General features: G+C 72.6%; 23 protein-coding genes and 1 pseudogene. 10 read left to right on the top strand and 14 right to left on the bottom strand.

Annotation, left to right across the window (positions count from 1 at the left end; all coding sequences use genetic code 11):
- Positions 1 to 43: 43 nt before the first annotated feature.
- The 6 genes from ACFV7R_RS21275 to ACFV7R_RS21250 all read right to left on the bottom strand — a co-directional run bounded on the left by ACFV7R_RS21275 (position 44) and on the right by ACFV7R_RS21250 (position 7,839).
- Positions 44 to 724 (bottom strand): response regulator, encoded by a 681-nt coding sequence (locus ACFV7R_RS21275; RefSeq protein ID WP_385265575.1) that lies wholly within the window; start codon positions 722 to 724, stop codon positions 44 to 46.
- Positions 721 to 1,959 (bottom strand): sensor histidine kinase, encoded by a 1,239-nt coding sequence (locus tag ACFV7R_RS21270; RefSeq protein WP_385265574.1) that lies wholly within the window; start codon positions 1,957 to 1,959, stop codon positions 721 to 723. The genes ACFV7R_RS21275 and ACFV7R_RS21270 overlap by 4 nt, the downstream gene beginning before the upstream one ends.
- A 110-nt stretch (positions 1,960 to 2,069) precedes the next feature.
- A complete protein-coding gene (locus ACFV7R_RS21265) occupies positions 2,070 to 4,280 on the bottom strand; it encodes an MMPL family transporter (RefSeq protein WP_385265572.1) in 2,211 nt (736 codons plus the stop codon).
- A gap of 158 nt (positions 4,281 to 4,438) precedes the next feature.
- Complete coding sequence (locus ACFV7R_RS21260; protein ID WP_385265569.1) at positions 4,439 to 5,836, bottom strand: PTS transporter subunit EIIC; 1,398 nt, start codon at positions 5,834 to 5,836, stop codon at positions 4,439 to 4,441.
- A 16-nt stretch (positions 5,837 to 5,852) separates the two neighbouring features.
- Complete coding sequence (gene murQ, locus ACFV7R_RS21255; protein WP_385265567.1) at positions 5,853 to 6,788, bottom strand: N-acetylmuramic acid 6-phosphate etherase; 936 nt, start codon at positions 6,786 to 6,788, stop codon at positions 5,853 to 5,855.
- A gap of 139 nt (positions 6,789 to 6,927) precedes the next feature.
- Entirely contained in the window at positions 6,928 to 7,839 is a 912-nt protein-coding gene (locus tag ACFV7R_RS21250; RefSeq protein WP_385265564.1) for a MurR/RpiR family transcriptional regulator, read from the bottom strand.
- 55 nt (positions 7,840 to 7,894) lie between these two features.
- Here ACFV7R_RS21250 and ACFV7R_RS21245 point away from each other — a divergent pair, with 55 nt between their 5' ends.
- Positions 7,895 to 8,278 carry a hypothetical protein gene (locus ACFV7R_RS21245; RefSeq protein WP_385265562.1) on the top strand — a complete coding sequence of 128 codons (384 nt, stop codon included), beginning with the start codon at positions 7,895 to 7,897 and terminating at the stop codon, positions 8,276 to 8,278.
- Positions 8,275 to 8,553 carry a DUF4031 domain-containing protein gene (locus ACFV7R_RS21240; protein WP_385265560.1) on the top strand — a complete coding sequence of 93 codons (279 nt, stop codon included), beginning with the start codon at positions 8,275 to 8,277 and terminating at the stop codon, positions 8,551 to 8,553. Before ACFV7R_RS21245 ends, ACFV7R_RS21240 begins: the two co-directional genes overlap by 4 nt.
- On the opposite strand, the gene ACFV7R_RS21235 is transcribed toward ACFV7R_RS21240, so the two are convergent.
- Together ACFV7R_RS21235 and ACFV7R_RS21230 are read right to left on the bottom strand one after the other, a co-directional pair.
- Positions 8,535 to 9,602 (bottom strand): GNAT family N-acetyltransferase, encoded by a 1,068-nt coding sequence (locus tag ACFV7R_RS21235; RefSeq protein WP_385265557.1) that lies wholly within the window; start codon positions 9,600 to 9,602, stop codon positions 8,535 to 8,537. The two genes, ACFV7R_RS21240 and ACFV7R_RS21235, sit on opposite strands and share 19 nt — an antisense overlap.
- Before the next feature lie 28 nt (positions 9,603 to 9,630).
- Positions 9,631 to 10,275 carry a hypothetical protein gene (locus tag ACFV7R_RS21230; protein ID WP_385265555.1) on the bottom strand — a complete coding sequence of 215 codons (645 nt, stop codon included), beginning with the start codon at positions 10,273 to 10,275 and terminating at the stop codon, positions 9,631 to 9,633.
- 66 nt (positions 10,276 to 10,341) lie between these two features.
- On the opposite strand from ACFV7R_RS21230, the gene ACFV7R_RS21225 reads away from it, so the two are divergent.
- On the top strand, positions 10,342 to 11,022 hold the full coding sequence (locus ACFV7R_RS21225; RefSeq protein WP_385265553.1) for a maleylpyruvate isomerase family mycothiol-dependent enzyme: 681 nt from the start codon (positions 10,342 to 10,344) through the stop codon (positions 11,020 to 11,022).
- Positions 11,023 to 11,135: 113 nt separating this feature from the next.
- Positions 11,136 to 11,828 carry a copper homeostasis protein CutC gene (locus tag ACFV7R_RS21220; protein WP_385265551.1) on the top strand — a complete coding sequence of 231 codons (693 nt, stop codon included), beginning with the start codon at positions 11,136 to 11,138 and terminating at the stop codon, positions 11,826 to 11,828.
- Between the two features lie 145 nt (positions 11,829 to 11,973).
- On the opposite strand, the gene ACFV7R_RS21215 is transcribed toward ACFV7R_RS21220, so the two are convergent.
- A complete protein-coding gene (locus tag ACFV7R_RS21215) occupies positions 11,974 to 14,013 on the bottom strand; it encodes a HelD family protein (RefSeq protein WP_385265548.1) in 2,040 nt (679 codons plus the stop codon).
- Positions 14,014 to 14,292: 279 nt separating this feature from the next.
- Between ACFV7R_RS21215 and ACFV7R_RS21210 the strand changes: the two genes are divergently transcribed.
- Both ACFV7R_RS21210 and ACFV7R_RS21205 read left to right on the top strand, forming a co-directional pair.
- A complete protein-coding gene (locus ACFV7R_RS21210) occupies positions 14,293 to 14,472 on the top strand; it encodes a hypothetical protein (protein WP_129798469.1) in 180 nt (59 codons plus the stop codon).
- Between the two features lie 110 nt (positions 14,473 to 14,582).
- Positions 14,583 to 15,659 (top strand): annotated as a pseudogene (locus ACFV7R_RS21205) (glycosyltransferase 87 family protein); the annotation flags it as partial.
- On the opposite strand, the gene ACFV7R_RS21200 reads toward ACFV7R_RS21205, so the two are convergent.
- The gene (locus ACFV7R_RS21200) at positions 15,631 to 17,274 is read right to left on the bottom strand and encodes a DNA repair helicase XPB (protein ID WP_385265544.1); all 1,644 of its coding nucleotides are present in this window, start codon (positions 17,272 to 17,274) and stop codon (positions 15,631 to 15,633) included. The pseudogene ACFV7R_RS21205 and the gene ACFV7R_RS21200 overlap by 29 nt on opposite strands.
- 198 nt (positions 17,275 to 17,472) lie before the next feature.
- Here ACFV7R_RS21200 and istB point away from each other — a divergent pair, with 198 nt between their 5' ends.
- Positions 17,473 to 18,696: an IS21-like element helper ATPase IstB gene (gene istB, locus ACFV7R_RS21195; protein ID WP_385265851.1), complete on the top strand. Its 1,224-nt coding sequence runs from the start codon at positions 17,473 to 17,475 to the stop codon at positions 18,694 to 18,696.
- Here istB and ACFV7R_RS21190 read toward each other — a convergent pair.
- From ACFV7R_RS21190 to ACFV7R_RS21180, 3 genes are all read right to left on the bottom strand, one after another.
- Positions 18,674 to 18,907 (bottom strand): hypothetical protein, encoded by a 234-nt coding sequence (locus tag ACFV7R_RS21190; RefSeq protein ID WP_385265541.1) that lies wholly within the window; start codon positions 18,905 to 18,907, stop codon positions 18,674 to 18,676. The genes istB and ACFV7R_RS21190 overlap by 23 nt on opposite strands.
- Positions 18,908 to 18,991: 84 nt before the next feature.
- Positions 18,992 to 19,120 (bottom strand): hypothetical protein, encoded by a 129-nt coding sequence (locus ACFV7R_RS21185; protein WP_276322820.1) that lies wholly within the window; start codon positions 19,118 to 19,120, stop codon positions 18,992 to 18,994.
- A gap of 190 nt (positions 19,121 to 19,310) precedes the next feature.
- Complete coding sequence (locus tag ACFV7R_RS21180; protein ID WP_385265539.1) at positions 19,311 to 21,977, bottom strand: helicase-associated domain-containing protein; 2,667 nt, start codon at positions 21,975 to 21,977, stop codon at positions 19,311 to 19,313.
- Positions 21,978 to 22,057: 80 nt separating this feature from the next.
- Between ACFV7R_RS21180 and ACFV7R_RS21175 the strand changes: the two genes are divergently transcribed.
- Positions 22,058 to 22,990, top strand: a complete 933-nt coding sequence (locus tag ACFV7R_RS21175; RefSeq protein WP_385265536.1) for a hypothetical protein — start codon at positions 22,058 to 22,060, stop codon at positions 22,988 to 22,990.
- A 286-nt stretch (positions 22,991 to 23,276) separates the two neighbouring features.
- The gene (locus tag ACFV7R_RS21170) at positions 23,277 to 23,924 is read left to right on the top strand and encodes an HAD family hydrolase (protein WP_385265533.1); all 648 of its coding nucleotides are present in this window, start codon (positions 23,277 to 23,279) and stop codon (positions 23,922 to 23,924) included.
- On the opposite strand, the gene ACFV7R_RS21165 is transcribed toward ACFV7R_RS21170, so the two are convergent.
- A complete protein-coding gene (locus ACFV7R_RS21165) occupies positions 23,879 to 24,151 on the bottom strand; it encodes a hypothetical protein (RefSeq protein WP_385265531.1) in 273 nt (90 codons plus the stop codon). The genes ACFV7R_RS21170 and ACFV7R_RS21165 overlap by 46 nt on opposite strands.
- A 164-nt stretch (positions 24,152 to 24,315) precedes the next feature.
- Between ACFV7R_RS21165 and ACFV7R_RS21160 the strand changes: the two genes are divergently transcribed.
- Positions 24,316 to 24,699 (top strand): cold-shock protein, encoded by a 384-nt coding sequence (locus ACFV7R_RS21160; RefSeq protein ID WP_186284442.1) that lies wholly within the window; start codon positions 24,316 to 24,318, stop codon positions 24,697 to 24,699.
- The last annotated feature ends 14 nt before the right edge of the window (positions 24,700 to 24,713 follow it).

The following is a 24,713-nucleotide window of genomic DNA, read 5'->3' as shown; positions in this document are numbered from 1 at the left end:
ATCCTGACCTCTTGGCCTCCGCCCTGGCTGCGATCGAATCCGCTCACGGGGCAGGCGGAGCCGCCTGGACCAGCCCTGTCTGGTAGGCGATGACGACCAGTTGGGCGCGGTCGCGGGCGCCGAGTTTGGTCATGGCCCGGTGGATGTGGGTGCGGATGGTCAGCGGGCTCAGCGTGAGGTCCTCGGCGATCTCGGTGTTGGACTTGCCTTCCGCGGCCAGGGCCATCACCTCGCGTTCGCGGTCCGTGAGGTCGGTCAGGCGTTCCGGGGAGGCGAGTTGGGTGCCGGGGGCGGGGGTCGTGAGGAAACGGGTGATGAGGGTGCGGGTGGCGCCGGGCGAGAGGAGAGCCTCGCCGGAGGCCACGGTGCGCAGGCCGGCCAGGAGGGTGTCGGCGGTGACGTCCTTGCCGAGGAAGCCGCTGGCACCGGCGCGCAGCCCCTGGGCGACGTAGTCCTCGGTCTCGAAGGTGGTGAGGATGAGGACGCGGGTGGTGGACAGGTCCGGGTCGGCGCAGATGGCGGACGTGGCGGCCAGGCCGTCCGTGCCGGGCATGCGGATGTCCATGAGGACGACGTCGGGGTGGTGGGCGCGGGTCAGGTCCACTGCCTCCGCGCCGTCGGAGGCCTCGCCGACCACCGTCATGTCGTCGCAGGAGTCGATCAGGATGCGGAAGGTGGCCCGCAGCAGGGCCTGGTCGTCGGCGAGCAGTACGCGGATCGTCATGGCGTGTGTTCTTCCTGCGGGGCGAGAGGGCGCAGCGGCAGTGCGGTGGTGACTTCGAAGCCGCCCTCGGGGCGGGGGCCCGCACACAGTTCGCCGCCGATGGAGTGGGCGCGCTCGCGCATCCCCATCATGCCGAAGCCCCGGCTCTGCGCGGCTTCGGGAAGGGGAGCGGTGGCCGGGCCGTCGTTGCTGACCGTGATCAGCAGACGGGAGCCGGAGTACGCGAGCCGTACGTGGGCGGCTTCCGCGGCGGCGTGCTTGGTGACGTTGGTGAGCGCCTCCTGCACGATCCGGAACGCGGTCAGGTCCACGCCGGGTGAGAGCGACTGGGGCTCCCCTTCCGTGGTGACCGTGACGGTGAGCCCTGCCGATGCGCATGCCGAGATCAGCTCGGGCAGGCGGGTGAGGCCGGGGGACGGCTCCAGCGGTGCGGAGTCCGGGTCGTCGTTCTGCCGCAGCAGGCCCAGCGTGGCCTTCAGCTCGCGCAGCGCGGAGGACGTGGTGCCGGTCAGATCGGTGAGGATCTTCTGCGTCTGCTGCGGATTGGTGAGCGCGAGGTGGGCAGCCGTGCCCGCTTGGGCGTTGGCGAGGGCCATGTGGTGGGCGACGACGTCGTGTAGCTCACGGGCGATGCGCATGCGCTCCTCGGTGACCCGCAGCCGCGCCTCCTCCTCGCGGGTGCGCTCCGCGTGCTCGGCACGGGCCTGCACCGCCATGAGGTAGGCGCGCCGCAGCCGGGTCATGTTGCCGGCGACGAGGGGCAGCAGCAGCCAGAAGAACGGGCCGAGGGTCCTGAGCAGCAGCGACACGTGGTCCATGGAGTCGGAGGCCCCTGCCGCGACCGTCACCGCCACCATGGTGGTGATGCCGTAGACGCGGGTGGTCCCGCGGTCGGTGTGGGTCGCCAGCCAGTAGAGCGCCGCCATGACGGGTGCCAGCAGCAGGGGGGTGAGCAGGTAGCCCAGCGCGATCACGGCCACCGTGCACACGGCGGTCACGGCGAGTGCGATGCGCGGGTGGCTGCGGTGCTTGAGCAGGGCGAGGCAGGCCACGCCCAGGAGGACGGTGGCGGTCCTGTCCTGGTCCGGCGGCTCGACGCCGGGCAGGGTGAGCATGCTGCCGAGGGTCGCCGAGCCCATCAGCGCCGCGGCCAGGACCACGTCGACGACGACGGGGTTGCGCTCCGAGAAACTCTCCAGGCGGTCCGCGTACCGCCGCTCCGGGCTGGTGGTCATCGGGCTCTCCGGTCGGTGGACTGGGTCCATGGTGGGCGACTCCGGGTGGGAACGCCCGAGGGGCCGCCCGTGTCCTTCGCCACGGGCGGCCCCGGTGGGGGGCGGTTGGATCAGATGCGTACCGGTTCCAGGTCGGCTGTGGTGTCCGGAGCCGGCTCCTTCTCCGAGCGGTGGCTGAGCGCCTCGCCCTCCACGTCGACGCGGGGCAGCAGCCGGTCCAGCCACTTCGGCAGCCACCAGGCCTTGTCGCCGAGCAGAGCGAGTACGGCGGGCACGATCGCCATCCGGACGACGAAGGCGTCGAACAGGACGGCGGAGGCCAGTCCGAACCCGATCATCTTGATCATGGAGTCGCTCTCGCCGACGAACCCGGCGAACACCGCGATCATGATCAGCGCGGCGGCCACGACCACGCGGGCGCTGTGCCGGAAGCCGGACGTGACCGCCTGGCGGGGCGACTCGCCGTGGACATACGCCTCCCGCATCCGCGAGACCAGGAACACCTCGTAGTCCATGGCGAGGCCGAAGACGATGCCCACCAGGAAGATCGGCATCAGGCTCATGATCGGCCCGGTCTGCTCCACGCCCAGGATTTCGGCGCCGTGCCCCTGCTGGAAGACCACGACGACCGCGCCGAGGGACGCCAGCACCGACAGCAGGAAGCCGAGGGCCGCCTTCAGCGGGACGAGCAGGGAGCGGAAGACCACCAGCAGCAGAACGATCGCCAGGCCGACCACGACCACGAGATACGGGACCAGCGCGGCCTGCACCTTGTCGGAGATGTCGATGTTCAGCGCGGTGGTGCCGGTGACCTCGAAGGTCGCCCCGGTCTCGGACTCGACCCCGGGCCGCTCACCGCGGATGGCCGTCACCAGGTCCTTGGTCCTCTCGTCGGTCGGCGCGGTGGACGGCACGACCTGGAAGACGGCGGTGTCACCGGCGTCGTTGAAACGGGCCGGGGAGACGGAAACCACGCCCTCGGTGGCGCCGATCTCCTTCGCGATCGTCTCCGCGGCGGCCTTCGGGTCGTCGTCGCCCTTGGCGTCCACGACGACGGTCAACGGCCCGTTGAAGCCCGGCCCGAATCCCTCGGCGAGCGCGTCGTAGGCCCGGCGTTCGGTGGTGGAGGTGGGCTTGGCCTCGTCGCCGGGCATGCCCAGCTGCAGGTCGGTCACCGGCAACGCGAGCGCACCGAGCCCGACGACGCCGAGCAGCAGCACGGGCAGCGGGCGGCGCAGCACGAAGCGCGCCCAGCGGGTGCCGCCGTTGTTCTCGGTGTTCTGCTCGACCCGGCCGCTCTTGCGGGCCCGCCGCGGGAGCACGGCGTTCGGCCAGAAACCGAGGAACGCCGGGACCAGCGTCAGCGCGATCAGTACGGCGACGACGACCGCGCCGGCGGCGGCCAGGCCCATCTTGGTGAGCATCGGGATGCCGACGACCGCGAGCCCGGCGAGCGCGATGACGACGGTCAGCCCGGCGAACACGACCGCGGACCCGGCCGTGCCGGCCGCCAGTGCGGTCGCCTCCTGCGGTGCACGGCCCTTGGCGCGTTCCTCGCGGTAGCGGGAGACGACGAACAGGGCGTAGTCGATACCGACGGCGAGGCCCAGCATCATGGCGAGCGTGCCGGTCGTGGTGGACAGGCCGAGGGCGCTGGAGAGGGCCAGGATCGTGGCCATGCTGACGCCGACGCCGATGATCGCGGTCAGCAGCGGCAGTCCGGCGGCGGCCAGGGAGCCGAAGGTGACGAGGAGGACGACGGCTGCGATCGCGACGCCGATGACCTCGGCCATGCCGCCCGCACCGCCGCCGTCGTCCATCGCGCTGCCGCCGGCCTCGACGGTCAGCCCGGCGTCCCGGGCCTGGTCGAGGGTCTTCACCAGCTGTGTCCTGCCGGCGTCGGTGAGGTCGCCCGCGCCGACCTTGTAGGTGACGGTCGCGTACGCCGTCGTCCCGTCCGCGCTGACCGCCTTCGCCTGGAACGGGTCGACGACGGACGCGACCTGCGAGCCGTCGCCCAGCTCGGCCATGGCCTCCTCGACGGCCTTCTTGTGCTCGGTCGCGGTCACCTTCTCACCGCCCGGCGCGACGAAGACGACCCGCGCGGTCGCGCCGTCGGCCGTCGCCCCGGGGAAGCGCTCTTCCATCAGGTCGAACGCCTTCTGGGACTCGATGCCCGGCATGGAGAACTCCTCGTCGGAGGCTCCCGGGGCCTTGAGGGCGCCCAGGCCGACGGCAGCCAGGACGGCCGCCCAGACCAGGGCGACGTACCAGCGTCGCCGGAAGGCCAGACGGCCCACTCGATACAGGAAAGTAGCCACGACAGGAGGTCTCCACATCTGAGGGCGATCGTGTGCCCCAGGTTGTCCGGGAGAGGGCCGCGCTGTCGTCGTGTGGCTGCCGACAATCGGCGCTACTGAAATCGCAGTACGGAGGGGCCGAGGGGTCCGCCGCGGGGACGACGGGCGGCGGCCCCGTGTCAGCCTGAGGTGAGAGGCGGGTCGGTATCGGCCCCGCGGAGGCCGACCGCGTACGTCGTCAGAAAGCCCACCGCGTAGCCGGTCAGGAGCCCTCCCGCGTAGATGGCCGCTGTCAGGGCCAGCCCTTTGTCGCCCGCCAGCAGCGGGAACAGCGCCCAGCCCGACGGTCCGATCGCCGTCGCGCCGACCTGGTCGCCGAGCATCGCGAACAGGCCGACGAACCCCCCGCCCGCCGCTCCGCCCACGCAGGCGGTCAGGAACGGGCGGCCCAGCGGGAGGGAGACGCCGTAGATCAACGGCTCTCCCACACCCAGCAGGCCCGCCGGAAGCGCCGACCTGATCGTCGTACGGATGGAGGTGTCGTGGCGCAGGCGGACGTACACCGCCATCGCCGCGCCCACCTGGCCCGCGCCCGCCATGGCCAGGATGGGCAGCAGGACCGTGTGGCCCTGCTGTTCGATGAGGGTGGTGTGGATGGGGATCAGGGCCTGGTGGAGGCCCAGCATCACCAGGGGGAGGAACAGTCCGCCGAGGATCAGGCCCGCGAGGGCGCCGGTCGTGGTGAGGAGCCAGTTCGCGGCGGTGCCGATGGCGGTGGAGATCTCGCCGGCCGCGTACATCAGGCCGTAGAGGGTGGCCAGGCCGGCGACCAGGACCGTCAGTGTCGGGGTCAGCAGGACGTCCAGGGTCGGCGGGACCCGTCTGCGGCACCACTTCTCCACGTACGTCCCGAGCAGCGCCGCCGCCAGCGCGCCCAGCACCCCGCCCTGACCGGGGGACAGGGGCAGGCCGAAGGCCGTCACCTTCGCCACGCCGGGATACACGACGATCGCCGCCACCGCGCCGCCCAGCACGGGTGTGCCGCCGAACTCCTTCGCCGTGTTGTGGCCGACGAACACCGCGATCAGGGCCATGAAGGCCGAGGCGATCGCGGACAGGGCGGGCGTCACGGCCGGCAGCCAACCCGCGTTGATCAGCAGCCCGTTCAAGCCCGCCAGCACTCCGCAGCCGATCAGCGCGGGGATGAGCGGGACGAAGATGTTCGCGACGCGGCGCAGGGCCAGCTTCGCCGGGGTCGCGTTGCGCCGACGCCGGTCCTCCTTCAACTCCGCGCCCCGCGCCGCCAGTTCGTCGGCCGTCGTCCGCCCGAGAAGCGCCTCGAACTCCGCCGTCACCCGCGCCACCGCACCCGGCCCGAGCACGATCTGGTACGAGTCGCCGTCCACGACGACACCGAGCACCCCCGGCAGCGCCCTCAGTCGCTCCTCCTCCACCCGGGACGGGTCGGCCAGCCCCAGGCGGAGCCGGGTCATGCAGTGGGCGACGGACGTGATGTTCGCAGGGCCGCCGACCAGGGGCAGGAGCGCGGCGGCGACGTCGGCTGGGTCTTTGCGCATGCCCCGAGGGTGCGGCTCAGCGGGCCGATGCCTCGAGCGCCGCGCGCAGATGGCCGCCGGACTCCTCCAGAAGGCGGGCGGCCGTCCCCCCGTCGACCCCGCCGACGATCGTCAGGACGGCCGCCTTCACCTCGCCGTCGGTCGCGGCGAGGGCGCGTTCGATCTCCTCGTCGGGCGCGCCGGTGGCCAGGGCGACGATCCGGCGGGAGCGGGCGCGCAGCTTCTCGTTCGAGGCGCGGACGTCGACCATGAGGTTCCCGTACGTCTTGCCCAGGCGGATCATCGTGATCGTCGAGAGCATGTTGAGCACCAGCTTCTGTGCCGTGCCCGCCTTCAGCCGGGTGGATCCGGTGAGCAGTTCGGGGCCCACGACGACCTCGATGCCGTGGTCCGCTGCGGCCGCGAGGGCGCTGTGCGCGTTGCAGGCCAGGCCGACGGTGAGGGCACCGCGTGCACAGGCGTGCTCGACGGCACCGATCGCGTACGGGGTGCGGCCGGAGGCGGAGATGCCGACCACCGTGTCGTCCGGCGTGAGGTGCAGGGCGTCCAGGTCCTGCCGGGCCAGCTCGGCGGAGTCCTCGGCGCCCTCGACGGAGGTGACCATGGCCGCCGGGCCGCCCGCGATCAGGCCCACGACCTGCTCCGGGGCCGTGTTGAAGGTGGGCGGGCACTCGGAGGCGTCGAGCACACCGAGCCGGCCGGCCGTACCGGCGCCGGCGTAGACGAGGCGGCCGCCGCGGGACATGCGGGCGGCGATGTCGTCGATCGCGGCGGCGATCTGCGGCAAACGCTCGGCGACGGCCGCGGGTACGCCGGCGTCCTCGCCGTTCATCAGCGCCGCGATCTCCAGGGTGGGCAGCCGGTCGATCTCGGCGAGCTCGGGGCGAAAGGCTTCGGTGGTCAGCGTCTCCAACTGCGCTTGCAGATCACGGGGATCGGACATGGAGGTCATGAGGAAGCGGCTCTTTTCAGTACGGGGTCGGATCACGCCGAGAAGGGGCGCGGGGCTGTGACATCTTGCGGCTCCGCCGCGTGGGCGCGACCAGCCACAGACGGCCTGCAGACAGACCACGGCATGGAGCCCTACGGCCCTACCGCGGCCCACTCCGGTGCCGATGCGCCAACGCCTCGTAGGAAGCAGAAAGCGCCGGCCCCGCCGATTCGTACGTCCGCTGCGCCACCCCCACGAACAGACAGTCCACCACCAGCAACTGACTCGTCCGCGACGACATGGCGGCCGGCCGCAGCTCGCTCTCCCGGGCCGTGGACGTGGTCAGGACGTGGTCGGCGTACTGCGTGACCGACGAGTCCGGGCGCCCGGTTATCGCGACGGTGGTCGCGCCGTGCTCGAAGGCGACGCGCAACGGCTCGATGACGTCACCCGTCGAGCCCGAGTGGGTGATGGCGATGGCGACGTCCCCCGCGCGCAGCTGAACGGCGTTGGTCACGGCGAGGTGTGGATCGGAGTGCGCGTGGGCTATCAGCCCTATTCGCAGCAGCTTCTGGGTGAGGTCCTGCGCGACCAGCCCCGACGCCCCGACGCCGTACACGTCGATACGACGGGCGGCCGCGGCCGCGGTGACCGCCGCGCCGAGCTGGACGGTGTCGAGTCCGGCCGCGGTGTCGGCCAGGGTCTGCTGCTCGTCGTACGCCAGTTTCGCCACGACATCGGCGATGGGATCGTCGACCGCGATGTCGGTCGTTATGGCGGGCGCCCGGCCGGACTGCTGCTGGGCGGCGAGACCGGCGAGGGCGAGGCGCAGGTCACGGTAGCCGGGATAGCCGAGCAGGCGGGCGGTGCGGACGACGGTCGCCTCGCTCGTGCCGGTGAGTTCGGCGAGACCGGTGACGGTGAGGGCCGCGCAGCCGGCCGGGTCGCTCGCGACAGCCTCGGCGACCCGCTGCATGGAACGCGTCATCGACGGGGCGAGCGTGCGCACCTTGGCGGCGAGGGCGGCGGGCGCGGGAGGCGTCCCGAAAGTTTCCTTCACGTTACGGGTCACAGATGAAAGATATTTTCGGCTCGGTGTTGCGGTCAAGAGTGCGCACAATGGGGACATGGACCCCATCAGCCCCCTTGAGCAGGCGTTGCACGCGGCCCGCGCCCTGGTGCTCGCCGACCTCGTCGCGAACCAGGTCGCCGAGGCGGACGTCGTGTCGCTGGTCGAGGAGTCCGTCGCGCAGCGGCGCTGGTGGGTGGAACAGTGGCCGGAGGGCGCCTCGTACGTGGCCGGGCTGGTCGCCCAGGACGTTCAGGATGCGCTGCTGGAGCGGTACGGGCGCTGGCCGCTGTGCCCGGTGTGCGGCTCCGGGGATCCTCATGCGCTGGACGTCGAACCGGAGCTCGGGCCCGACCCGCACTGGGTGTGCCACAAGGCAGGCGTGAAGGTCGCCGCGGTCGGCCTGCTGGGATCCTGCGGGGGCGGGGCGCCGTCCTCGTGACGGTCTACATAGATCCGCCGACCTGGCCGGGCCACGGGCGCATGTGGTCGCATCTGATCAGCGATGTCTCGTACGACGAACTCCACAAGTTCGCCGAGGAGTTGGGGGCGCCCCGGCGGGCCTTCGAGCGGGACCACTACGACATCCCCTCCCATCGGTACGCCGATGCGGTGCGCGCCGGGGCGGTGGAGGTCAGCAGCCGCGAGGTGGTGCGGCTGCTGCACGGCGCCGGGCTGCGCAGGCGGAAGCGGCCGGATCAGGGCCGCAGTTCGTAGGCGAACTGCTCCCCGTCCTCGCTGACCCGCAGGAACCCGGCCCGCTCGACGACCCGCTGCGACGGCAGGTTGTCCCGGTCGACCGTCGCGAACAGCGACCGTACGTCCTCCCGCGCCAGCGCCCACGCGGCCAGCGCCCGCAGCGCGTCGGTGGCGTAGCCGTGGCCGCGGGCGGACTCGGCGAGGTCGTAGCCGATCTCGGTGCGGCCGTCCTCGTCGGGGGCGCCGTGGAAGCCCATGCCGCCGACCGCCCGGCCGTCCTCCTGCCGTACGAGCACGAACAGTCCGAACTCCGGGCGGTGCACCCCCGCCTCGTACGCCTTCGCGGTCATCCCGGCGGCCTCCCGCGTGCCCTCGAACGGGCCGCCCTCGACCCACTCGAAACCGCCGTCGCCGCCCCCGGCGAGGTCGGCGGCGGCGAGCGGCGTGACGCCTTCCAGCGTGAGGCGCTCGGCAGGGATGACCAGGTTGTTGTTCCAGCGCCACTCGGTGACCGGGGCGTGGCCAGGCAGTTCGCCGCGGCCGGTGGCCCACAGCAGGGTGCGCCAGGCGTCGGGGCCGGGCTGGATGTGCGGGAAGATCGTGCCGAGCGCGAACGTGCAGAGTTCGGTGGGCGGTTCGTAGGTGAGGCCGAGCCCCTCGGCGATGTCGTATGTGTGCAGCACCACCTCGGTGACACCCATCGCGGCGAAGCCGTCGCGGCCCGCGCTGCGGAAGGGGTACGGATGGAAGGCGCGCGCCTCGCGGGGCGCGGTGCGGACGGCCGCGGTGAGCAGCGCGCCGGTTGTCTCGACGACCTGGAGCAGCTCCTCGTTGCTCGTGCCGTCCACGATGCTGATCCTGAACGGGGAGTAAGCCCCCTGCACCCGCCCCGCCAGTTGGCCCGCGTACGCGAGCAGACAGCTTGCGACATGCTCGGCCGTCCTGCGACAACTCCACGTCAGCGAGCCCGCGTCGACGCTCTCCCAGTCCCGCTCGGTCGCCGTCCGCAGCACCGCGACGGCACCCGCGACGGCCTCCCGCACCCGTTCCCCACCCATGTCTGTCATGCACCGCAGGCTAGAGGCCGGCACCCGCTCAGGACGACAGGATTTCCAGCTCCGAGGTGATGTTGTAGCGGGCCGTCGCCTCCCAGTGCTCCGCGCCGTACGGGGTGCGGAACAGCCGGGGCAGGGCGAGGAGTTCGCGCAGGACGGCGGCGCGGCCGGCCCGGAAGGCGTCGGAGGGGACGAAGCCGTACTCCTCGCGGACGGCGGCGGTGTAGACGGCGTACGACGACGGGGGCGAGGCGAGGATCGCCAGGTCGGCGTCGCACAGGACCTGGCCGTCCCGGTCGTCGTCGGCCGGGGCGTGGCCCGCGGTGAGCCGGACCAGCCGGGCGACCTCGGCCGCCTTCGCCTCGGACACCCCGGCCTCGGGCAGCGCCCGCTCGGCAAGACGGGCCGACCGCTCCTCGTTCTCGGAGCGGTCGGGGAAATAGACCGCGTCATGGAACCAGGCGGCCAGCCGGACGACGTCCGGATCGTCCGCGTACTTCTCCAGCACGTCGATGTGATCCAGCACGGCGGTGAGATGCGCGAGCGTGTGGTACCGGCGCTGCGGCTCCTGCCAGCGGGCGATCAGGTTGTCGGCGTACGGGGCCGGATCGGGGCCGCCCGCGGGGGCTCGGGCGGCTTCGAGCGCGCGGGTGAAGCGGATGCGCAGGGTGTCGGGGTCGGTCATGGGGGCATTGTCGCGCGCGGCTGCGTGGTTCTCCCCTGTCGGAGGCCCGACCCTTAGCGTGGGGCCATGACTACTGCTGACATGCACGGCGACGTACGGGATCCGGAGCTGCCGGGTCGGCTGCTGGTGGTGGAGCGGGACGCGCTGATCCCGCTGTTGCGGGGGAGGACGGACGGGGACTTCGCGACTCCCACGACCGCGTGTCCGGGGTGGACGGTGCGGGATGTGCTGGCGCACTGTTCGGCCGCTCTGATGAGGGTGGTGGAGAGCCGGTTCGAGCAGGGCGTGTTCTCCCCCGAGGCGAACGACCGGGACATCGCCGAGCGCGCCGACTGGACGAACGAGCAGGTCGTCGACGAACTGGAACGCGGGATGACCGACGCGGGGCCGGCCATCGCCAAGGCGGGTGGGGCGCTGGACGGGGTCGCGCTGGGGGAGTGGGTGCACGCCGGTGACGTGCGCGAGGCGCTCGGGGAGCCGGGGGCGTACGAGGGGGAAGGGCTGCCGTACGCGCTGGAGCTGTTGGTCCGGATCACCCGTGAGCGGGGGCATGTGCCGCTGCACGCCGACCTCGACGACGTGGACGAGCCGCTGCGGTTCGGTGAGGCGAGCGGGGAGCGGACGCCGGCGCGGTACATCGGGGACGCGGCGACGCTCGTACGGCTGTATGCGGGGCGGCCGGTGGACGGAGCGGCGGGATACGAGCTGGCGGGGGTGGGGGCGGCGGAGCTGAACATTTTCGGCTGACGGCTCGGCTGAGGGCCGGCGGTGGTCGTCTCGCGACCTCGATCCCTCCGGGCGTACCCTGATATTGGACTAGACCTGTAGCCGCTTCGGGGAACGCCCAAGGAAGGGGTCCTATGAGCACGCGTGCAGTCCTGGAGGTGATCGCCCTCGACGCCGAGGACGCGGTCGCCGCCCAGGCCGGAGGTGCGGATCGCCTCGAACTGGTCACCGACATGGCAGCCGACGGGCTCACCCCGCCGGTCGGGACCGTCGCCGCGATCCGGGCCGCCGTCGACATCGACGTACGCGTGATGCTCCGGCTCGCGGACGGATTCGCCGCCGGGGACGTCGAGCGGCTGGTGCGGGTTGCGGGGGAGATGCGGGAGGCCGGGGCGGATCAGTTCGTGCTCGGGTTCCTGGACCCGGACGGCGGGGTGGACCTGGCGGCGGTGGAACGGGTCGCCGGGGTGCTGCAGGGCTGCCGGTGGACGTTCCATCGGGCGATCGACCGGGCCGCCGACCGGGACGCGCTGCGTAAGCAACTCGCGGACCTCCCGGGGCTGGACACCTACCTGACGGCCGGGTCGGCCGCGGGCGTCGACGACGGCCTCCCCACGCTGCTTGCCGAGGCGCGGCGGCGCGGGGAGCCGGGATACGAGCAACAACTCCTCGTCGGCGGGGGGCTGCGGTTGGACCACGTGCCGGCCCTGCTGGACGCCGGGATCGACGCCTTCCACATCGGCGGGGCGGCTCGGCCGCAGGGCTGGGACGGGCCGGTCGCGGTGGAGGCCGTCGCCGAGTGGCGGCGGGTGTTGGACGGGGTGTGACGGGACCGGCGTGGGGCCGGGCGGGGTGGGTGGCGCAGCCCGGCGCTGATGGGGTGCCGCCCGCGCCCACCCTCCCCCACTCTCGGCTTCGCTCGAGCGGGGGGACCCCCATCGCCCCAGCGGCACGACTGCCCGCGGACCGATTTCAGGCCAGCTGCGGCGGCAGCGGTGCCGCGTGGGTCACCGTCAGGCCCGACACCGCTCGGGTCAGGGCCACGTACAGGCGGCGTAGGCCGGTGCGTTCGTCCGGTTCTCCGTCGACCACGGCTCGGGGCTCGTCGAGGACGACGTAGTCGTACTCCAGGCCCTTGGCGAGGGAGGCCGGGACCAGGGTCAGGCGGCAGTCGGGGGTTGTTTCCTCGCCCGGCGAGAGGTACGGGATGCCCGCCGCCGTCAGGGCCTCCGCGAGGGCCGGTACGCGGGCGTCGGCGGCGATCAGGCCGATCGAGCCCTCGTTGCGCAGCGCCTGTGTGCACGCCGCGACCACGTCCGCATCGCCGGTGACCGGCCGCACCTCGAACGACCCCGGGTTCTCGCGGACCGACGCCACCGGCGCCAGCCCCGGTGCGATGTGGGGCAGGAGACGTGAGGCGTAGGTGATGACGTCCGTCGGGACGCGGAAACCGGCCGTCAGTTCCTCGATCACCGCGTCCGGCTTGCCGAGGTGGGTGAGGGCCTCGTCCCAACTCCGCGTCGCCCACGGCGTGGTGCCCTGCGCGAGGTCGCCGAGGACGGTCGCGGAGCCGGTGGTGCAGCGCCGGCCGACCGCCCGGTACTGCATGGGCGAGAGGTCCTGCGCCTCGTCGAGGACGACATGGCCGAGAGAGGGCGTGCGGTCGACGAGGTCCGTCGCCTCGTCGATCAGCACCGCGTCGGCGGGCGACCACTTGGCGGACTTCACCGACCGCACCGGCCGCGCCCACAGGATCGTCTTCTGCTCCTCCTCGGTGAGGATCCCGTCCGCATGGACGGCGAGGAAGTCCGCGTCGGTCAGCAGCCGCAGCACCAGCTTCGCCGGGTCGACGGGCGGCCAGACCGCCTTGACGGCCGCCTTCACCGCGGCGTTGCGGGCCACCGCGTCCTGCACCCGGTCGTCCGGCGCCTCACCCGAGCGTTCCATCTGCACCAGCACGGCGTGCGCGATCCGCTGCGGCAGCGCCTTGCGGGCGGCGCCGTAGCGGATGCCTCGGTCCAGCAACTCCCGCACGATCTCCTCGAGTTCGTACGCCGGGACCCGCCAGCGCCGGGAGCCGCGCACGACGACGACCGGCTCGGTCGGCAGCGTGACGTGCGCGTAGAGGGCGTTGCGGAGGACCTCGGCCATCCGTGCGTCGCCCTTGACGATCGCGGCCGCCGCGTCGTCCGTGCCGCGCACCTCGACGTGCGCCACGAGGTCGTCGACCGTCGCCTGCCGCACCGTCAGCTCACCCAGCGCGGGCAGCACCTGCTCGATGTAGTGCAGGAAGGAGCTGTTCGGCCCGATGACGAGCGTGCCGGTGCGGGCGAGCCGCTCCCGGTGGGCGTAGAGGAGGTACGCGACCCGGTGCAGGCCGACCGCCGTCTTCCCGGTGCCCGGACCACCCTGTACGCAGACGGTCCCGGAGAGTCCCGACCGTACGATCTCGTCCTGCTCGGGCTGGATGGTCGCCACGATGTCCCGCATCGGGCCGACACGCGGGCGCTCGATCTCCTGCTGGAGCAGCCTGCTGGCCTTCGCCGCCTCGGCGGGGTCGGACAGGTGCTCGTCCTCGTAGGCCGTGAGATCGCCGCCGGTGTAGCCGAAGCGGCGGCGCAGGCCGACGTCCATCGGGTCCTTCTTGGACGCCCGGTAGAACGGCTGCGACACCGGCGCACGCCAGTCGATCACCATCGGGTCGCCATCGGCGTCGTGCACATGCCGACGCCCGATGTAGAAGCGTTCCCCCTCCGCGCCCTCCGCCTGCTCCGCACCCGGTGCATGCAGATAGTCGAGCCGGCCGAAGAACAGTGGCGTGTCGCTGAGATCGGCGAGGGCCTTGATCCGCTCGCCGATCTGGTGTTCCAGGATCTGGGCGTTGACCCAGTTCGCGGTGACGTCACTGATGTCGAGCGACTCGACGTCCTCCCGCATGGCGCGCAGCGCGGCACGGGACGCGGAGAGATGGGCGCGCTCGCGGAAGAGGGGGCCGTCGGCGGGCGTGGACAAGGGGGTGCCTCCGTCGGGGACCTGCGTGAGTGTGGGGCGATCGATGCCGTCCGGTTCCGGCCGGACGGCGGCACTCCGTGAGGGAGGCGGGCAAGAGCGGAGATTCTAGGTAATCGGGGGAGAGCGGTGCCAATGAATTTTCCAGCGCCTCTCCTTCCCCTAGGGGGCGGGTAGTCCCCCCTCAGGGGAGGCGGTCCACCCGGAGGGCTACGCGGGAGCGGTCGAGGTTCGGCCCCGAGACCGATTCCGTTCTCGGGTGCGGAAATCCACCATGGAGACATGAGTGCAGCGACCATCACCCCAGCCCCGGCCCGGCCGTCCGGCGCCACCGCCCTCGGCGGCAGCCACCGGCACCGGCTCGGCGAGGCCCTGCGCGCCGTGCGGGTGTTCGCGGGGGCCGCGTTCGACGTCATCATCCTCGGTGAGTACGGCGAGGAGGCGGGCGTACGCCGGAAGTGACCGACTAGGGTCACCGCGTGACCTTCCGATCACACTCCGCAACTCCCTTCCTCCTCCTGGCCGTTTCCCTGGGGGCCTTCGTCGCCCTGTGCGCCGTACAGGGCCTGCCGATGGCGGACGCGCTGGTCTACCGGGCCCAGGGCGAGGCGGTCCTGCGCGGCAGCGATCTGTACGGCTTCAGGGTCACCGAGTGGCAGCTGCCCGCCACCTACCCGCCCTTCGCGGCGCTCCTGTTCGTCCCGACGGCCTGGATTCCGGTCACGGCCCTCAAGGCGGCGTTCCTCGCAGCCAACACCCTGCTCGTCGCCTGCCTCGTCCACCTCTCCGCCCGGCTGGCGGGGCGGCCCCTGCGCCTTCCGGCCCTGTGCGCGGGCACAGCCCTGGCACTCTGGCTCGAACCGGTCTTCCAGACCCTCCTCTTCGGCCAGATCAACCTGCTGCTCGCCTGCCTGGTCCTGTGGGACCTCACCCGCCCGCCCGGCGCCCCCGGCAAGGGCGTGGCCGTGGGCATCGCGGCCGGGATCAAGCTCACCCCGGCCGTCTTCATCGCGTATCTCTTCCTCACCCGCCGCACCCGCGAGGCGCTCACCGCGACCGCCGCCCTCACCGCCACGGTCCTGCTCGGCCTTCTCGTCCTCCCCTCGGCGGGCGCGGACTTCTGGCTCCACCGCCTCTACGAGACCGACCGCGTGGGCAAGCCCTGGATCGTCGACAACCAGTCCCTGCAGGGCCTGCTCGCCCGTACGCTCGGCGAGCCGTCACCGGGCCCGGCCTGGATGCTCCCGGCGCTGCTGCTCGCCGCCACCGGGCTGTGGCTCGCGTGCCGGGCCGGTGACGACCGGAGGGGCATCGTCGTCACGGCCGTCACCGCGCTGCTCGTCTCCCCGGTCAGCTGGTCCCACCACTGGGTGTGGTGCGTGCCGCTGATCGCCGTGCTCCTGGCCGAGGGCCGCACCCGCCTGGCCGCGCTCACGGCCCTGCTCTTCACGGCCCGCACGATGTGGCTGCTGCCCCACGAGGGCGACCTGGACCTCCGACTCCCGTGGTGGCAACAGCCGTTGGCCTCGCCCTACCCGCTGCTGGGGCTGGCCGTGCTCGCGTCAGCCCTCCTCCGGCAGCAGGAGCACCTCGCGCCCGCCGCGCTACGACACGTGCCGCTCAGCTCTCCGCGAGGATCTCGTCCGCGTCCACGATCCGGTACGCATATCCCTGCTCCGCCAGGAACCGCTGGCGGTGGGCGGCGAAGTCCTGGTCGATCGTGTCCCGGGCCACGACCGAGTAGAAGTGCGCCTGGTGCCCGTCGGCCTTCGGGCGCAGGACGCGGCCCAGGCGCTGCGCCTCCTCCTGGCGCGAGCCGAAAGTGCCCGACACCTGGATGGCGACCGTGGCCTCCGGCAGGTCGATGGAGAAGTTGGCGACCTTGGACACCACCAGCACGCTGATCTCGCCCTCCCGGAACGCGTCGAACAGCTTCTCCCGCTGGGCGTTGGACGTCTCGCCCTTGATCACCGGGGCACCCAGATGTTCCCCCAGCTCGTCCAGCTGGTCGATGTACTGCCCGATGACGAGGATCTGCTGCCCGGCGAACCGGCGGACGATCGCCTCCGTCACCTTGCGCTTGGTGTCGGTCGTCGCACAGAAGCGGTACTTCTCCTCCGTCTCGGCGGTGGCGTACGCCAGCCGCTCGGCGTCCGTGAGGTTGACGCGGACCTCGACGCAGTCCGCGGGCGCGATGTAGCCCTGCGCCTCGATCTCCTTCCACGGCGCGTCGAACCGCTTGGGCCCGATCAGCGAGAACACGTCCGACTCGCGCCCGTCCTCCCGCACCAGCGTCGCCGTCAGGCCCAGCCGCCGCCGCGCCTGGAGGTCCGCCGTGAACTTGAAGACCGGCGCCGGCAGCAGGTGCACCTCGTCGTAGAGGATCAGGCCCCAGTCACGGGAGTCGAACAGCTCCAGGTGCGGGTAGACGCCCTTCCGCCTGGTCGTCAGCACCTGGTACGTGGCGATGGTGACCGGGCGGATCTCCTTCTTCGTGCCGCTGTACTCCCCGATCTCGTCCTCGGTCAGCGAGGTGCGCTTGACCAGCTCGTGCTTCCACTGCCGGGCCGAGACCGTGTTCGTGACGAGGATGAGCGTCGTCGACTTCGCCTGCGCCATCGAGCCCGCGCCCACCAGCGTCTTGCCGGCGCCGCAGGGCAGCACCACCACGCCGGAGCCGCCGTGCCAGAAGTTCTCCACCGCCTGCTTCTGGTAGGGGCGCAGCGCCCAGCCGTCCTCGTGCAGCTCGATCGGGTGCGCCTCGCCGTCGACGTACCCGGCGAGGTCCTCGGCGGGCCAGCCCAGCTTCAGCAGCACCTGCTTGATCTGCCCCCGCTCGGAGGGGTGCACGGCCACGGTGTCGGGGTCGATCCGGGTGCCGACGAGCGGTGCGACGCGCTTGGAGCGCAGGATCTCTTCGAGGACCGGTCGGTCGGTGGTGGTCAGCACCAGCCCGTGCGCCGGGTGCTTGCTCAGCGTCAGCCGCCCGTAGCGGTCCATCGTCTCGGCGATGTCCACCAGCAGCGCGTGCGGCACCGGGTAGCGGCTGTACTGCACCAGCGCGTCCACGACCTGCTCCGCGTCATGCCCCGCCGCGCGCGCGTTCCACAGGCCGAGCGGCGTCACCCGGTAGGTGTGGATGTGCTCGGGCGCCCGCTCCAGCTCCGCGAACGGCGCGATGGCCCGACGGCAGTCGTCGGCACGCTCGTGGTCGACTTCCAGGAGCAGAGTTTTGTCGGACTGGACGATCAGCGGACCATTCACGCGGGCACCCTTTCCGTACGGCCGGACGGTACGGCCAAACGTCCAGTGTGCCTGATCGATTCCTGATCGGTTCCTGGTCGGCTCCTGGTCGGCTCCTGGTCACGAAGGTGCGCACGTCCCGTCGTACAGGATGTCTATTCATTCCTGGGGGTGGAACGGTTTCACCTGTACGGCTCCGGCTGCGAAGAATGGCCGACCGTGCAGGCCATCACGCGTGATCCGTCCCCGCCCACCACCACCCTCGGCTACGCCCTGTTCGCCACCCGCTGGCTGCAGGCCCCGCTGTACTTCGGCCTCGTGGCCGCGCAGGGGGTGTACGTCTACAAGTTCTTCAACGAGCTGTGGGCCTTAATCCTCCGGTGCATCACCGGGCAGGCGACCGAGACCTACGTCATGCTCGCCGTGCTCAAGCTGGTCGACGTCGTCATGATCGCCAACCTGCTGATCATGGTGATCGTCGGCGGCTACGAGACGTTCGTCTCCCGCATCGGCCTCCAGGGCCACCGTGACCAGCCGGAATGGCTCTCGCACGTCAACTCCAACGTGCTGAAGGTGAAGCTGGCCACCGCCATCGTGGGCATCTCCTCGGTCCATCTGCTGCAGATGTTCGTGGATGTGCACCACACCGCCCGGCACTCCCTGCTGTGGGGCACGGTGATCCACATGGCGTTCATCGTGTCGGCGGCGATCCTGGCGTACATGTCGGGGCCGATGGCCGCGCACGCCGAACGCGCCCACCACCGGGACCACCGGGACCACCGGGCCGACGACCCCGAACCCGCGCGGCCCTCGGCGGCGGTGCCGATCCCGGCCCAGGCCGGGCCGCCCCCCGCCGAGACGGGAGCCGAGGAGCGGATCCGGGCCGCCGGTTTCCCGGCCCGGAAGGCGCTGGAGGAGTTCGACGCGGAACACCCCCGGGCCTTCGACCGGGAGACCGTGGCAAGGCTCGGCAAGCTGGACTTCGTCGCGGCGCACGGCAACGTGGTGTTCGTGGGGCCGCCCGGCATCGGCAAGACGCACCTGGCCGTCGGACTCGGGGTGCGCGCCTGTCAGGCCGGCCGCCGGGTGCTGTTCGACACGGCCGCCGGCTGGGCCGCGCGGCTGGCCGGGGCGCAGTCGGCGGGCCGGCTCACCGAGGAGCTCACCGCACTCGACGACTGCCCGCTGCTGATCGTCGACGAGGTCGGGTACGTCCCCCTCGACGCGGCCACCTCCCGCCTCTTCTTCCAACTGGTCGCCCACCGCTACGAACGGGGGTCGCTGATCGTGACCAGCGACCGCCCGCTCGACAGGTGGGACGAGGTGTTCGGCGGCCCGGCCGCCCCGGCGATGGTGGACCGGCTGGCCCACCACGCCGAGATCGTGCGGCTCGAAGGGGAGAGCTACCGGATGCGCCGGGCTACTTCGGAGTGGGCAGGGTGAGGTTGTTGACCAGCGGTTGAGCGAAGATGTGCCCGTCGATGTTGGCGAGGAGGGGCTCGCCTCCGGCCCCGGCGGCCGGGAGCGGCAGCGGCGCGGCCGGGACCGCCGAGGCCTCGGGCGCGAGCGCGGCGACGAGGGCGGCGGCGGTCACCAGCGCGGCGGCGGAGACGGCGACGGCGGAGTGGGCGCGGACGGTGAGCTTGGAGCGCATGGGACGTCTGGGCCTTTCACAGGAGGTCGAGGGGAGGGCCGGACCCGGGGGTGCCGGGACCGGCCCGATGGAGCGCCGGGCGCGTCAGACGGGCGGCGTCTCGATGACAAGGCCGGCGACATCGATGCCGACGGCCGCGGCCTGGGTGGTGAAGGCGCCGAGCATCAGGGCCGTGGCGGCCAGGACGGCGGCGAAACGACGGGCAGCACGCATGGGTGGGATTTCCTTTCAGCTGTGTTCGCCCGAGCCCCCTGCCGGGCGGCTCGGGCTTGATCAGGACATCCGGTGGCTGCCCGGCGGCCCGCAGCGGAATGCGCCGTGACCTGCAAGCTCCCTCATGGGTGGGAAGTGTCCGGCGTGGCGTGCATGAACGCGGGCGTACGCCCGTGTGGGTGACGGGTGCTCACATCTGGTCGTCGGCCAGCTCAGCGACCCCGGTGATCCGGTGCAGCGGATAGGTGCGGACCTCGTCCGCGGTGTGGTCGTACGCCGTCACGAAACCGCCCTCCACCCGTACCGGCGCGATCACCCGCTGGCTGGCGGTGCCCTCGGCGTTGACGTACCCGATCCACAGGGCCTGGCCGGTCAGGACGGCGGCCTGCATGGTGGCCAGGGTGTCGGCGGAGCTGGTCCGCGGCAGCTCACCGCCGGTCACCGGGGCCGTGCCGGCGGGCTTGCGTGGGGCGGTGGAGGCCAGGTCGCCCGCCCGGATGGCCCGGATCGCGGCCGTCAGCAGCGTCGCGTCGGGGGCGGGCGGGCCGTCCGGCACCGGCTCGGGTGCGGTGCGCGGCGGGGTGCGGTGGGCGTGCGCCCGCGTGATCAGTACGTCGCCCTCGGCGGACTCGGCGGCGGGCGCGAAGCCCATCGCGCGCAGCCCTTCCAGCAGCGCCGCCGGGTCGGCCTGCGCGGCCAGCACGGTCGGCGCGAGGCGGCGCAGCCGCAGGCCGGCGGTCCGCTTGTCGGCGAGGATCTCGCCCAGCAGGGCGTCGTCGTCGCAGCGCACATACGCCGAGGCTGCGCCGACGCGCAGTCGGCCGTGCCGGCGGGCCACGTCGTCGATCAGGTAGGCGAGCGGCTGCGGCACCGGCGTACGGGAGTGTTCCGCGAGGAAGGCGTGCAGGTCGGAGGCGCTGCGGCCGGCGTCCAGGGCGCGGCGTACGGAGGCGGGCGTGAAGCGGTAGACGGTCGCGCCGCCCTTCGACTCCACGTCGGCGAGCACGTCCAGCATGTCGGCCAGCGGCCGCTGCAACGGTCCCGGCGCGACCGCGGTGAGGTCGGCCTGGAGCAGGACCTGGTCCAGCGGTTCGGGCAGCAGCGGGGCGAGCAGCCGGGCGGCCGTGGCGGAGGCGACGGCCTGCTCGCCGGGCGACAGGGGCTCCGGGGCAGTGGGCGGGCGATGGTGGACGGGAAGCTTGTCACCGGGGCCTTCCGGCTCCTCGTCCGCCAGGTGCGCGGCGGCACCCGCCCCGAGAAGCGCCCGCCCGTGCGCGGACAGCGCTCCCCGCCCGGTCACACCGAGCAGCTCGGCTTCGGCCAGGGCCCACTGGGCGAGCCGGGCCCGCAGATCGTCGTCGCGCATGCCGCCCTGCCCGGCGGCCCGCCCGGCATCGCGCCCGCCCGTCCCGCCGTCCCGGTAGGGATCACGCGCGGAGTCCGTCACCCCGCCCTGGAGGGAATCACGCGCGGCATCCCGCCCCCCGCCGTCCTGCCGCCCCCGCAACGGCCGCTCCCACCACAGCCGCGCCTGCACCGACTCCGCCGTCGGCGCGGCCCCCTCCGGCAGTCCCGCCAGCAGGCTCAGCACCCGGTGCCGTACCTCCGGCGCCGCGGAGCGGTCGAGGCCCGGTCCCAGCGCCGCCAGCGTCCGCTCCTTGGCGTCCCGCCCGCCGACCAGTCCCGCCGTCCGGGTCGCGGCGAGCCACGCCTCCGCCAGCCGGGTCCAGCGCTGGGCGGCCGGCTGCTCCAGCCACTCGTCGTACGCCGGAGTCGCCGCGTACCGCTCGTCGGCCTCGCCGTCCGAGGCCACCAGGCCCGCCGCGTAGGCGAGCTCGACCCAGAACGCGGCGACCGGCTCGGACACGTCCAGCGCGACGGCGGTCCGCTTCAGGTCGCGCACACTGAGCCCGCCCGCGCGCAGCACCGCGGGCCCGCCCTCGTCCCAGTCCTTCAGCAGCTCCTCGACGGTGGCCAGCGCGGTGTAGGCCTGCCCGGCCGCCGTGGCGTCCACAACCTGTGGACGGTGCGTGGCCGCCACCTCCACGGGCGGTGGCACGGGCTCCGGCAGGCGGTGCGCGCGGCCGCCGCGCATGTGCAGGGCGACCTCCCGGGGGAGTACGACCGTGCCGGGCGCCGTCGGCAGCAGCAGCCCGCGGTCGAGCAGCCAGCGCAGTCGGGGTGCCGGAGTGGCGGTGACCTGGCCGTACGGCGGCCCCCACACCAGCCGCTCCAGCACCTCCAGCGACTCGGCCGGGGCGCCGACGAGCAGCGCCGCCATCCGCGCCCGGTCGGTGAACAGGGCGGTGAGGGCGGCCACCGCGGAGACGGAGTCGTGCGTGGAAGGCAGCCCCACGGCCGTCACGAGTTCCTGGACACGTCCCGGAGACATGCCCGCCGACGCCTCCTGGACCGTCGGACCGAGCCCGGTCGGCGACGGATGCTGCGGCGACGGCGCGAGCAGCTCCCGAGCCGTGCGCACCAGCCGCAGCCGTTCGTCGTCGCCCCACACCAGGGCCTGCTCGCGCAGCGTGCCGAGGGCGCGCGGCAGCGCGGCGGCGACGAGCGGATCGCCCTCGTCCCCGGCCATGAGCCCGAGCAGTTCCTCGTACGTCGCCGGATCCGCCGCCACCGCCAGCGCCTGAGCCGTCTGCAGCGCGAACCGGTCGAGCCGCTCCAGGGCGCGCACGACCGAGGCACGGGTGCCGGCCCGGGTCGCAAGCTGGGTGAGGTCCGTCGGCACGGGCGTGATGAGATCGGGCCGGCTGCGCAGCAGCACGGCCAGAGAGGCGTCGTCCCGCGCGCGCAGCGCCTCCGCGAGGGACCGCGGGGCCACCGGCTTCTCATCGCTGCTCATCCGCTCCACGGTAGCGGGTGGTGGCCTGCGCTACCGTCGTCCCACGGGGAATCCGGCACACCCGCCCCGGAGGGGACAGCGTGGGGATCGAGAGCGACAAGGTCGTCTACGAGTATCTGAGCCGCGTCGGTGACGTGGCTCAGCAGCGGCAGCTGTCCTCCGCCACCCGGATGCGCCTGGTCTCGCAGCTGCGCGACGAGATCGACCGGCGCCGCGCCAAGGCCGTCGTCGACAGCCCCGCCGCCGTGCGCCGCATCATCGACCGCCTCGGCAGCCCCGACGAGGTGGTCGCCGCCGCAGGTGACGCCGGCACCCGCCCGGAGCCACCGCCGACGGCCGTACCTGCACAACGGGACCAGAAACCGAAGCGCAGCATGCTGCCCCGCCCCCGCCCCGCCGAACCCCCCGCACCGGCACCCTCCGACGCCCCGTCCCCGCCCCACCGCGCCGGCGAGCACGAACTCGGCGACAGCGCGACGCAGCCCGACTGGTGGCGGGTGGACAACAGCCCGTTCGGCGTCGGCGACAGCGTGCCCGGCTTCGTGGGCGGAGTGGAGATCCCGGAGCTGCTGAAGCCACCGCCGAAGGCGCCCGAGCCGACGGTCGAGCACCCACCGGACCCGGACCCGGACGCGGACGAACCCGCCCCCCGCCGCCGCCTGCTCCCGTCCCCCGGCACCTGGAGCAACCCCCTGCTGCTCCTCGCCGCCGCCCTCCTGGTCGCCGGCGCGGTACTCGGCAACCTGCTCGCCCTCGCCTTCGGCTGGCTCATCGCCTACGCCTCGCGCCGCCTGACCCGTGCAGAAGTGAAATGGGCGGTCATGGGCCTGCCCGCCCTGGCGGTCACCGCCGGTTTCGTCTGGCTCTGGGGCAGAACCGACGGCCGCTGGGGCACCCCCGTCCCCGAGGGCCACATGAACGACGCCCTCGCCGAAACCTGGCCCTGGGTCCTACGAGGCGCGGCTCTGGCATCGGCCCTGTTCCTGGTATGGCGCTCCCAGAAGGACCGTTAGCCGGACGACGGGAAAGCCGCCGTACCACGGAAGCGGGTCGGGGCGGTGTGGCGCAGTCCGCCGCTTAGCTGGTCCCCACTCGGCCCACTGTGGCAGCAAGCGGAGGGGCGCAACCCGCGGCGGACTCGCCACGCCGCCCCGACCCCCCCCGCCCACCGGCCCAAGGCGCACGCCCCGCCCACCGGCTCAAGGCGCACGCCCCGCCCACCGGCTCAAGGCGCACGCCCCGCCCACCGGCACAAACCCCCCTGCCCAACCGCCGGAGGCACCCCGCACAATGGCCCATATGATTTCGCGCCCGCCCACCGTCGGCTTCGACCTCGACATGACGCTCATAGACTCCCGCCCCGGCATCCACGCCTGCTACCTGGCACTGGCCGAGCGGACCGGAACGTACATCGACGCCGACCTGGCGATCACCCGCCTGGGGCCGCCGCTGGAGGAGGAACTGCGCAACTGGTTCCCGGCCGCGGACGTGCCCGCCGTGGCCGACGTCTACCGCGCGATGTACCCGACGATCGCCATCGCCGCCACGCCCGCCCTGCCCGGCGCCCACGAGGCGATAGAGGCCGTCCGGGCGGCCGGCGGACGCGCGGTCGTCGTCACCGCCAAGTACGAGCCCAACGCCAAGCTGCACCTCACCCACCTCGGCATCGAGCCCGACGCGGTGATCGGCAACCTGTGGGCGGAGGCCAAGGCGGAGGCACTGCGCGAGCACGCCGCGAGCGTGTACGTCGGCGACCACACCGGCGACATACGCGGCGCCCGCGCGGCCGGCGCGCTGTCGGTGACCGTGGCGACCGGCCCGTGCGACGCCGACGAACTGCACGCCGCGGGCGCGGACGTCGTCCTCGCCGGCCTCGGCGAGTTCCCGGAGTGGCTTTCGGCCTATCTCGAAGCCGCACCGGAAGCGGCCGACGCACCGCGCGCCTGACGCCGCCCCGCCGCGATCGCCTGGAACACCCCCGCCCCGGCGATGAGGAAGCCGACCCCCATGAGCATGCTCAATACGAACATGTAGGTCGGAAAAGGCGTCGTCCCGAGGAACAGCGGGGCCACCGTGACGAGAGTGGCCACGGCCCCGATGACGAAGACGACGGCACCGGCACGGATCAGTCGGTCACCGGGCGCGGCGGAATTCGGTTGGGTTTTGTCACGCACCCGACCAGGGTAGTTCCCAGCGCGAAGGAACAACCGGGCGACGTCTTGTCACCGGCCTGAAGACCATTAGCCTTGGTACCGGCGGGTCACGGACGACCCGCCCGAGTGCTATCAAGAGCCGTTTCAGAAGCAGTTTTCCGACGAGTACGAGGACGAGGACAGACGTGCCTACCGGCAAGGTCAAGTGGTTCAACAGTGAGAAGGGCTTCGGCTTTCTCTCCCGCGACGACGGCGGTGACGTCTTCGTCCATTCCTCCGTTCTCCCCGCCGGAGTCGAGACGCTCAAGCCAGGTCAGCGCGTGGAGTTCGGGGTGGTCGCCGGACAGCGCGGCGACCAGGCCCTCTCGGTCACCATCCTGGACCCGACCCCGTCGGTCGCGGCCGCACAGCGCAAGAAGCCGGACGAGCTGGCCTCCATCGTCCAGGATCTGACGACCCTCCTGGAGAACATCACCCCGATGCTCGAAAAGGGTCGCTACCCCGACAAGGCCTCCGGCAAGAAGATCGCCGGCCTGCTCCGAGCGGTCGCCGACCAGCTCGACGTGTAAATCCCGACACAAGC

Origin of the sequence: Streptomyces sp. NPDC059866 (assembly GCF_042731325.1) — a bacterium.
Lineage (GTDB): Bacteria > Actinomycetota > Actinomycetes > Streptomycetales > Streptomycetaceae > Streptomyces > Streptomyces flavusporus.
This window is presented reverse-complemented; position numbering and strand designations above follow the sequence as displayed.